The sequence below is a fragment of the Nocardioides sp. NPDC057772 genome (assembly GCF_042798075.1).
Classification (GTDB): domain Bacteria; phylum Actinomycetota; class Actinomycetes; order Propionibacteriales; family Nocardioidaceae; genus Nocardioides.
The window spans coordinates 1-9579 of sequence record NZ_JBHVKN010000197.1; the positions used below are offsets into that span (position 1 = coordinate 1).

A 9579-nucleotide genomic window follows, 5' to 3' on the forward strand; every position below is an offset into this window, starting at 1 on the left:
GACGAGCGGCGGCACGATCCGGATCCGCTCGGGTGTGGCGTTGTTGAGGATGAAGCCCGCCTCGAGGGCGGCGGCGGCGACCGCGGCCGAGTCGAGACCGGCGAGGACGACGCCGATGAACAGACCCTCGCCGTCGACCCGCGCGACCCGCGGGTCGGCAGCGAGGCCGTCGCGCAGCTTCTGGCCGAGCACGGTGACGTGCTCGAGGAGGCCCTCGGACTCGATCGTCTCGATCACCGCGAGACCTGCGGCGCAGGCGACCGGGTTGCCACCGAAGGTGGTGCCGTGGTTACCGGGCTCGAAGAGCGTCGCCGCCCGGCCCAGGCCGATGCAGGCGCCGATCGGGAAGCCGCCGCCCAGACCCTTGGCCAGGGTGACGATGTCCGCGGTGACGCCCGAGGTCTCGTGGGCGAACCAGCGGCCGGTGCGGCCGAGGCCCGACTGGACCTCGTCGAGCCACAGCAGCGCGCCGTGCTCGTCGGCCACGGCCCGCGCGGCTGCCAGGTAGTCGGCGGGCGGCACGACGACGCCCGCCTCGCCCTGGATCGGCTCCAGGATGATCGCCGCGGTCTCGTCGGTCACGGCTGTGGCCAGCGCGGAGGCATCGCCGTAGGGGACGAAGGTGACCTCGCCCGGGAGCGGCTCGAAGGGCGCCCGGTAGGCCTCCTTGGCAGTCAACGCCAGCGCTCCCATCGAGCGGCCGTGGAAGGCGCCCTGAGCAGCCACGATGTGCGTGCGGCCGGTGCGCCGGGTCAGCTTGAAGCCGGCCTCGTTGGCCTCGGTGCCGGAGTTGGTGAAGAACACCCGTCCGGTCTCCCCACCGGGAACCCGCGCGAGCAGGGCCTCGGCCAGCTCCACCTGCGGGTGGGAGGTGAAGAAGTTGGAGACGTGGCCGAGCGACTGCATCTGGGAGGTCACCGCGGAGACCAACGCCGGGTGGGCATGGCCGAGCGCGTTGACAGCGATGCCGGCCAGCAGATCGACGTACTCCTTGCCGTTCTCGTCCCACACGTGGGCGCCCTCGCCTCGGGTGAGGACCAGCTTGGGAGCGCCGAAGGTGTTCATCAGGGAGGCGGCGTAGCGCTCTCCGTAGGTGCTCATCTGTCCAGCTCCCTTGCCTTGCGGGTCTTGGTGGTGACGCCGGGGAGCACCTGGGTGCCGACTCCCTCGGCGGTGAACAGCTCCAGCAGCACGGCGTGCTGCTCGCGGCCGTCGACGACGGTGGCGCGCTTGACGCCGCCCTTGACCGCCTCGAGGCAGGCGCTCATCTTCGGGATCATCCCGCTGGCGAGGTCGGGGAGGATGCTCTCCAGCGCCTCGGGGCTGATCTCGCCGATGACCTCCTCGGGGTCGGGCCAGTCGAGGTAGAGGCCTTCGACGTCGGTCAGGACGAGCAGCTTCTCGGCCTGCAGCGCGATCGCCAGGGCCGAGGCGGCGCGGTCGGCGTTGACGTTGTAGATGACGCCGTCGGCGTCGGGGGCGACGCTGGAGACGACCGGGATCCGGCCGGCCTCGATGATGTCGAGGACCGCAGCGGGAAGCACGTCGACGACCTCGCCGACCTGGCCGAGGTCGATCTCCTCGCCGTCGACGACGGTGCTGGCCGGCTCGGCGGTGAAGAGCCCGGCGTCCTCGCCGGAGAGGCCGACGGCCAGCGGGCCGTGCTCGTTGATCAGGCCGACCAGCTCGCGCTGCACCTGGCCGACCAGGACCATCCGGACCACGTCCATGGCCTCAGGGGTGGTCACCCGCAGCCCGCCGCGGAACTCCGACTCGATGCCGAGCCGGTCGAGCATGCTGGAGATCTGCGGGCCACCGCCGTGCACCACGACCGGCTTGAAGCCGGCGAACCGCATGAAGGCGATGTCCTCGGCGAAGGCGCGCTTGAGCGTGTCGTCGGTCATGGCGTTGCCGCCGTACTTCACCACGACGATCTTGCCGTGGTACTCCTTCAGCCACGGCAGCGCGCCGGCCAGGGTGCGGGCCTTGGCGGGGTCGGGACGGCCGGGCTCGTGCGAGACGGTCTCGAGATCGATCACGCCGCCACCTCCGTAGCGCAAGCGCCAGGATACGGACGCGGCGGCGTGAGGGTGTCGAGGTTCACTCGCTGACGCTCGTTCACGGGGCCACTCCCACCGTCGACAGGCCGGCCGTCTCGTCGAGACCGAGCGCGAGGTTCATGCACTGGATCGCTCCGCCGGCGGTGCCCTTGGCGAGGTTGTCCTCGGCACCGACGACGACCAGCCGCCCGGCAGCGTCGTCGACGGTCACCTGCAGGTGGACCGCGTTGGAGCCCAGCACGGCCTGGGTCTGGGGCCACTGGCCCTCGGGGAGCAGGTGGACGAAGGGCTCCTCGCCGTAGGCCTTCTCGTAGACGGCGCGCGCATCGGCCGCGGTCACGTCCCCGACGAGCTTGGCCGAGCAGGTGGCCAGGATGCCGCGCGGCATCGGGACGAGGACCGGCGTGAAGGACACCGACACCTCGCCGTCGACCAGCGCGGAGAGGTTCTGGACGATCTCGGGGGTGTGGCGGTGGACGCCACCGACGCCGTAGGCGCTCACGTTGCCCATCACCTCGGCGCCGATCAGGTGGGGCTTGGACGACTTCCCCGCGCCGCTGGTGCCGGTGGCGGCCACCACGACGACCTCGGGTTCGACGATGCCGGCCTCGACGGCGGGCGCCAGGGCGAGCGTGGAGACGGTCGGGAAGCAGCCCGGCACGGCGATCCGGCTGGCGCCGGCCAGCGTCTCCCGCTGCCCCGACAGCTCGGGAAGCCCGTAGGGCCAGGTGCCGGCGTGGTCGGTGCCGTAGAACTTCGTCCAGGTCGCGGCGTCGGCGAGGCGGTAGTCGGCGCCGCAGTCGATCACGACCACGTCGTCGGGCAGGCCGGCCGCGATCGGGCCCGACTCGCCGTGCGGCAGCGCCAGGAAGACGACGTCGTGACCGGCCAGGGTCTCGGTGTTGGTGGGCTCGACCACTCGGTCGGCCAGCGGGAGCAGGTGGGGCTGCAGGCTCCCCAGGGTCTTGCCCGCACTGGAGGCGGCGGTCAGGGCGCCGATCTCCACCTCGGGGTGGGCCAGCAGCAGCCTGAGCAGCTCACCTCCGGCATATCCACTGGCACCGGCGACGGCGACGCGCTTCTTCGTCATATGCATGAACATACGTCACCCTGCATGCATCTCGCAAAGCGTGTTCGCCCCCTGAGACAGCCGGAGAAGAAACCCAGAGGCAGAGGAGGGGCGGGGACACCTATGGTTCGCTGCATGACCCGTCTCACCCCCGCCGCCTACCTCGACCACATCCGGTCCGAGTCGGCCCGTTTCCGTGCCGTGCTCGCAGACACCGATCCCACAGCCCCGGTCCCGACCGCCCCGGAATGGACCGCTGCCGACCTCCTGTGGCACGTCGCCGCCGAGGTGCAGCACTTCTGGACGTACGTCCTGGAGAGCCGACCCGCGGAGCCGACCGAGGAGACCTATACCGAGCTCGAGCGCCCGGCGGACGCGAGCTACCAGGACCTGCTGGCCCGCTTCGACGAGCTCAACGGCAGATTCCTCGAGACCCTCGAGCAGACCGCTCCCGAGGAGCCGGTCTGGTCGTGGTCCAACGACCGGACCGCTGCCTTCACCTACCGCAGGCAGGCTCACGAGATCCTCATCCACCGCCTCGACGCCGAGCTCACCGCCGGCACGGTGACGCCTCTCGACCCCGCGCTCGCCGCGGACGGGATCGACGAGCTCCTCGACGTGTTCTACGGCGGGAAGCCCGACTGGGCGACCTTCGCGGGCACCGACCACTACGTCCGCGTCGACGCCGTCGACACGGACACCCAGACCTGGGTGCAGCTCGGCCTCGTCTCCGGCACCCGCCCCAACGGTGACCACCTCGAGGACGAGCCCGACATCAGTGTCGTCTCCGCCGAGGAGATCCCGGCCGGCACCGAGCCGGACGTCGTCATCCAGGGACCGGCGGCCGACCTCGACGCCTGGCTGTGGCGCCGCCGCGACGACGAGGGCATTCAGGTCACTGGTGACAAGGACATCTACGAGCGCTTCCGCGCGTTGACCAACCAGGCGATCACGGACGACTAACCTTCGCCGCATGATCAAGCACCTGGCGGTCTTTCTCGGCTCCCGCGACGGCAACGACCCGGCGCTCGGGAAGAAAGCCTACGACGTCGGCGCGGGACTCGCCGAGCGTGGCATCGAGCTGGTCTACGGCGCGGGCGGCGGCGGGCTGATGGGTCAGATCTCCCAGGGCACGATCGACGGCGGCGGCCGGGTCTTCGGGGTGATCCCACGGTTCATGATCGAGCGTGAGTGGGGTCGCGTCGAAGGCGCGCCGGGGATGCAGACGATCGTGGTCGACACGATGCACGAGCGCAAGGCGCGCATGGCCGAGCGCGCCGAGGCGTTCCTGGTCCTCCCCGGCGGGATCGGGACGCTCGAGGAGCTCTTCGAGGTCTGGACCTGGCAGACCCTGTCGCTGCACGGCAAGCCCGTCGGCCTGCTCAACATCAACGGCTTCTGGGACCCGCTCGTGGAGATGATGGAGCGCATCGCCGAGGCCGGATTCCTGCACGGCTCCCCCGGTGAGTCACTGGTGGTCGGCGACGATCTCGACGACGTCCTCGCCCGCCTCGACGCCGCCCGCTGAAACCGGCCACTGAAACCGGCCACTGAAACCGGCCACTGAAACCGGTCCAGTGGTCGTGAAACCGCGGTGAAGGCGCGCTGAAACCGGCGCCCTTCACCGTGGGAGCATGACAACCACCGAACTGGCCGTATCGGCCTCGGGTCTGGTCAAGACCTTCGGAGACTTCACCGCGGTCGACGGGATCGACCTCGAGATCCGCCGCGGCGAGGTCTTCGGCGTGCTGGGTCCCAACGGCGCCGGCAAGACCACGACCCTCAAGATGCTCGCGACCCTGCTCCCGATCGACGCCGGCACGGCGGAGATCTTCGGGGTCGATGTCAAGGCGCACCCCCACCAGGTGCGTCAGCTCGTCGGCGTCACGGGACAGTACGCCTCCGTCGACGAGAACCTCACCGCCAGCGAGAACCTGGTCCTCTTCGGCCGGCTGCTCGGCATGTCGGGCAAGGCCGCCCGGGCCGCCTCCGAGGAGCTGCTGGAGTCCTGGCGGCATCGCTCCTGTCTCGTCCCCCGCTCATCTTCCTCGACGAGCCGACGACCGGCCTGGACCCGCGGACCCGCGGCCAGATGTGGGACACCATCCGTACGATGGTGGCCGGCGGTTCCACCGTGCTGCTGACCACGCAGTACCTCGACGAGGCCGACCAGCTCGCCGACCGGATCGCGGTCATCGACCGTGGCGTCAAGGTCGCCGAGGGCACCTCGGAGCAGCTGAAGAGCTCGATCGGAAACTCGACGCTGCACCTGCGCCTGAGCGACCGCAACCAGGTCGCCGCCGCCGCTGCCGTGGTCGAGAAGGTCACCGGCGACCGTCCCGTGCTGACTCCCGAGGCAGGCGGCGTCAACGTACCGCTGGCGGATGCCGACCGCGCCGCAGACGTGCTCATCGGTCTTCGCCACGCCGGCATCTCGATCACGACCGCCAACGTGCAGCAGCCGACTCTCGACGAGGTCTTCCTCGCCCTGACCGGCCACGGCACCGAGAGCTCCGAGAACCCCGACAACCCCGCGCATCACACCGACATCCGCACCGAGGAGGTGGCCTGAGATGGCTGCACTGATCTCCACGTACGCCGTGGCCGACCGCCCGCTCAAGGCCCACCCGGGCGTCGGCGAGACGATCTCCCAGACACTCACCATGGCCCGGCGCGCGCTTATCAAGATGTGCGCAACCCCGAGCAGTTCTTCGACGTCACGATCCAGCCGCTGCTGTTCACCGCGATGTTCGCCTACATCTTCGGCGGCGCCATCTCCGGCGACGTGAAGGCCTACCTGCCGACCATCATCACCGGCATCCTCGCCCAGACCGCGCTGACCGCCTCGATGGCCCGCGGCACCCAGCTGCGCGAGGACATGGACAAGGGCGTCTTCGACCGGTTCAAGGCGCTCCCGATCGCCCGGATCGCGCCGCTGGCCGGTCCCGCGGTCGCCGACCTGCTCCGCTACGGGATCGCGGCGACGCTGACGATCGCGGTCGGCCTCGCGATGGGCTACCGACCGGGCGGTGGCGTCAGCGGGGTGCTCGCCGGCTGGGCGCTGACGATCTTCGCCGGCTGGTCGCTGAGCTGGATCTTCACCTGGCTCGGCACGATCATGAAGTCCGCCGGGGGCGTCCAGGGCACCGGGATGATGATCATGTTCCCGCTGACCTTCCTCTCCCCCGCCTTCGTGCCGAAGGAGACCATGCCGGGCTGGCTGCAGGCCTTCGTCGACGTCAACCCGGTCACCCTGGTCATCAACGCCACCCGCGACCTGATGAACGCCGGTGACCTCACCCTGAGCGTCGTGTGGGCGCTCGTCGGCTGCGCCGCGGTCGTCGCGATCTTCGCGCCGATCTCGGTCAGGAGCTACAACAAGAATCTCTGAGCCACCCGCTCGACCACGCCGCGGGCCTCCTCCACCAGGGCAGGCCCGCGGCGTTCTCCGTACTCCTCCGAGATCCGCTCGAGCACGCCCGGTGCGAGCCGCTCCGCGTCGGCGACGGCGAGCTCCCAGCGCATGTCGAGGAACGAGCGGGAGTAGCCGAACCGTTCGGCCAGCGCCATCATCCGGACCGACTCCTCACGCGGGAGCGCATCCCGCAGCAGGCCCCACAAGCCCAGCGCGAGCAGCAGCATGCCCGTCACCGGGTAGTCCTGGCTGCGGCGCTCCTCGGAGATCAGGCGCGGCGCTTTCGCCATGAGTACGTCGAAGAGGTCGGAGCCGTCGGCACCCTCACCGTGGCGCGCGCAGGCGACCACGGTGACCGCCTCGGCCGCGACCCGCCACGGCACCAGATCGGGGTCGTCTGCGAACTCCGGGAACGGCAGCTCGCCCATCGTCGCCACCACCTCCCGGAACAGCGCCAGGCCCTCACCCACCCGCCCTTGCGCGAGGAGGAGCTGCGCCCGGGCCCCGTGGACGGCACCCCGGGAACCGAAGCCGCCGCGGGGCTGCTCGTCGGCGAGCTCGGCGAGGATCTCGGCGGCGTCCTCGAGGCGTCCCTGCTCCACGGCGTACGTCACCAGGACCGCGTGGGTCTGGACGAGGTCGTCGTCGGCACCGAGACGGCGCAGGACCGGGACGGCCTCCTGGGCATGGTGGGCTGCTTCGCGGAGGCGGCCGAGCTGGGCGTAGAGACCGCTGAGCTGGGCGTGCAGCATCGCCCGCGGCCAGGGCCCGCCGGCGGTGCCGGTGAGGCGCAGCGCCTCCGCCCCCGCGGCGATCGCCCCCTCGGGGTCGCCGAGGTTCTCCCGCTCGTGGCTGAGGAAGGTGTAGGCGCGAGCGCGCACCTCCGGGGCGGGGTCGGCGACCAGGTCGGCCAGCTCCTCCGCCAGCGGCCGACCGGGCTCGCCGGAACCGGCACGGGCGACCGAGCCGGCCATCGCCTGCATGACCTGGAGCATCACTCTGAGCTGTGGGTCCGCGGCATCGGTGCCGACCCGGTCGAGGATCGCCATCAACCGGTCCAGACCGGTCCCGCCGGTGACCGCGGCGCCGAAGAGCAGCAGGGCCAGGACCAGTCGGGTCTTCTCCAGGAGCTCGGCGGGCGGCACCCACTCGGCGAGCAGGTCGGCCACCGGCCCGGCCAGCATGATCACGCGCTGGTGCTCGCCCGCGATGGTCCAGAAGACGCCCAGCGCGCAGAACAGCCGGATGACGTTCTCGGCCTCGTCGTCGGCCAGCACCTGGCGCATGATGTCGGCCAGGTTGCTCTCCTCCGCACGCAGCTCGTCCATGGCGTCGAACTGCTCCGGGGAGTAGATCCGGCCCGCGCCGGCGTCGGCGTATGCCGCTGCCCAGCTCCGCTGCGCTGCCCGGGCGGCGCCGTCCTCGCCGGCGCCCACCAGCTGCATCCGACCGAACTCGCGCACGGTCTCGAGCATCCGGTAGCGCAGGCCCAGCGGTGCCTCCACGACCGTGAGCAGCGACTGGTCGACGAGCTCCTCGATCGCGGAGAACGCATCGGCGCCGAGGATCGCCTCGGCCGCGGCGAGGGTGAACCCGTCGTGGAAGACCGAGAGCCAGCGCATCGCCCGGCGCTCGCGTTCGGAGAGGAGGTTCCAGGACCAGTCGATGACCGCGACCAGGGTCTGGTGACGGTCGGGGGCGTTGCGGTCGCCGCCGCGCAGCAGCTCGAACCGGTTCTCCAGCCGCTGGGCGATGTCGTCGACCGACATCGCCCGCACCTTGACGGCGGCCAGCTCGATCGCCAGCGGCAGGCCGTCGAGCCGGGTGACGATCTCGTCGACGCGGCGCTCGTCGAGGCGGACACCGGGGCGCGCGGCGACGGCCCGGCGCCGGAACAGCTCGCTGCCGTCGTACGTCCCCAGCCGGCCGAGCTGGTAGACCCGCTCCGCGCCGATGGCGAGCGGGCTCCGTGAGGTGGTCAGGACGGTCAGGTCGCGCACCGTCGCGACCAGGAAGGCGACCAGGTCGGCGACGGCGGCCACGATGTGCTCGCAGTTGTCGAGCACGAGCAGCGTGGGCGCACCGTCGAGCTGCTGCGCGATCCGCGAGCGCACGTCGGCCCGCTGCGCGGGGGTGAGCCGGTCGCGGTGGGCGACGGAGTCGCGCACGCCCAGGGCCGAGCCGACCTCGCTGACCAGGTCGTCGGGAGCGGTCACGCCGACCAGCTCGACGACGTGGACCACCGGCTGCTCGGCGCGATGCGCGAGGACCTGGGCCAGGCTGGTCTTTCCCAGCCCACCGGGCCCGAGGATGGTGACCACCCGCGAGCTCTTCAGCAGGGCGGAGACCTCCGCGGTGTCCTGCTCGCGGCCGATCAGGGCGTCGGTGTCGTGGCGCAGACCGGAGCGCACCGGGCGGTCGCGCGCGAGCAGCTCGGCATGGACCGCTCGCAGCCGCGGGCTCGGGTCGACGCCGAGCCCGTCGGCCAGCCCGGACCGGTACGTCTCGAACCGCTCCAGCGCCGCCGGGGCACCGTGCACCGCGGCGACCGCCCGGAGCAACGCTTCGGTGACCTCCTCGTCGGGATCGATCCGGTCGAGCCGTTCCAGGAGCGGTAGGGCCTCGGCATAGCGCTTCTCGGCGGCCAGCCGCAGCGCCTGCGGGCGCAGCGACCAGGCGTCGACCTCGCCGGCGTCGAGGCCGAGGCGGTAGCCACGCGGCGTACGCTCGATGGCGCGGGACGCGGTCGCGGTCCGGGCTCGGGAGACGACCACCTGGAGCGCCTTCGACGGGTTGGCGGGGATGTCGTCACGCCCCCAGATGTCCTCGACCAGAGCCGCCTCGGAGGCACCTCGCGGGCCGGCCTCGACCAGCGCGCGCAGCAGCGCCCGGGTCCGCTCGCCGGCCACCGGCACACCTGCCCAGGTGACCTCGTCCAGCACACTCAGCGTCGTCACGGTCGCCATTCTGTCATAACGATATATCGCGTACGTACGGGATTTCGAGCCCGGCGTGTAACACGTCGTTCGTAGGAC

Annotated in this window: 9 protein-coding genes; 5 read left to right on the top strand and 4 right to left on the bottom strand. The window is 71.3% G+C overall.

The window, feature by feature from the left end:
- The 3 genes from ACFVJS_RS23045 to argC form a co-directional block, all read right to left on the bottom strand.
- Nucleotides 1-1101 (bottom strand): acetylornithine transaminase (locus ACFVJS_RS23045; RefSeq protein ID WP_378885418.1); only part of this gene is annotated, 1101 nt, incomplete at its 3' end.
- A complete protein-coding gene (gene argB / locus ACFVJS_RS23050) occupies nucleotides 1098-2039 on the bottom strand; it encodes an acetylglutamate kinase (RefSeq protein ID WP_378885419.1) in 942 nt (313 codons plus the stop codon). The genes ACFVJS_RS23045 and argB, both read right to left, overlap by 4 nt.
- A gap of 79 nt (nucleotides 2040-2118) precedes the next feature.
- Entirely contained in the window at nucleotides 2119-3156 is a 1038-nt protein-coding gene (argC, locus tag ACFVJS_RS23055) for an N-acetyl-gamma-glutamyl-phosphate reductase (protein WP_378885421.1), read from the bottom strand.
- Nucleotides 3157-3264: 108 nt separating this feature from the next.
- Here argC and ACFVJS_RS23060 point away from each other — a divergent pair, with 108 nt between their 5' ends.
- The 5 genes from ACFVJS_RS23060 to ACFVJS_RS23080 all read left to right on the top strand — a co-directional run bounded on the left by ACFVJS_RS23060 (nucleotide 3265) and on the right by ACFVJS_RS23080 (nucleotide 6520).
- Nucleotides 3265-4092 carry a maleylpyruvate isomerase family mycothiol-dependent enzyme gene (locus tag ACFVJS_RS23060; protein ID WP_378885423.1) on the top strand — a complete coding sequence of 276 codons (828 nt, stop codon included), beginning with the start codon at nucleotides 3265-3267 and terminating at the stop codon, nucleotides 4090-4092.
- A 10-nt stretch (nucleotides 4093-4102) separates the two neighbouring features.
- Entirely contained in the window at nucleotides 4103-4657 is a 555-nt protein-coding gene (locus ACFVJS_RS23065) for a TIGR00730 family Rossman fold protein (RefSeq protein ID WP_378885425.1), read from the top strand.
- Between the two features lie 106 nt (nucleotides 4658-4763).
- The gene (locus tag ACFVJS_RS23070; RefSeq protein WP_378885427.1) at nucleotides 4764-5273 is read left to right on the top strand and encodes an ATP-binding cassette domain-containing protein; all 510 of its coding nucleotides are present in this window, start codon (nucleotides 4764-4766) and stop codon (nucleotides 5271-5273) included.
- Nucleotides 5243-5701: a DUF4162 domain-containing protein gene (locus tag ACFVJS_RS23075; protein ID WP_378885429.1), complete on the top strand. Its 459-nt coding sequence runs from the start codon at nucleotides 5243-5245 to the stop codon at nucleotides 5699-5701. Before ACFVJS_RS23070 ends, ACFVJS_RS23075 begins: the two co-directional genes overlap by 31 nt.
- 117 nt (nucleotides 5702-5818) lie before the next feature.
- Nucleotides 5819-6520 carry an ABC transporter permease gene (locus ACFVJS_RS23080; protein WP_378885431.1) on the top strand — a complete coding sequence of 234 codons (702 nt, stop codon included), beginning with the start codon at nucleotides 5819-5821 and terminating at the stop codon, nucleotides 6518-6520.
- Here ACFVJS_RS23080 and ACFVJS_RS23085 read toward each other — a convergent pair.
- The gene (locus ACFVJS_RS23085) at nucleotides 6502-9501 is read right to left on the bottom strand and encodes an ATP-binding protein (protein ID WP_378885433.1); all 3000 of its coding nucleotides are present in this window, start codon (nucleotides 9499-9501) and stop codon (nucleotides 6502-6504) included. The genes ACFVJS_RS23080 and ACFVJS_RS23085 overlap by 19 nt on opposite strands.
- Nucleotides 9502-9579: the final 78 nt, after the last annotated feature.

Coding starts and splice junctions, on each gene's coding strand:
- argC (WP_378885421.1), bottom strand. CDS start 3,156: ATGCATATGACGAAGAAGCGCGTCGCCGTCGCCGGTGCCAGTGGATAT.
- ACFVJS_RS23060 (WP_378885423.1), top strand. CDS start 3,265: ATGACCCGTCTCACCCCCGCCGCCTACCTCGACCACATCCGGTCCGAG.
- ACFVJS_RS23065 (WP_378885425.1), top strand. CDS start 4,103: ATGATCAAGCACCTGGCGGTCTTTCTCGGCTCCCGCGACGGCAACGAC.
- ACFVJS_RS23070 (WP_378885427.1), top strand. CDS start 4,764: ATGACAACCACCGAACTGGCCGTATCGGCCTCGGGTCTGGTCAAGACC.
- ACFVJS_RS23075 (WP_378885429.1), top strand. CDS start 5,243: ATGGTGGCCGGCGGTTCCACCGTGCTGCTGACCACGCAGTACCTCGAC.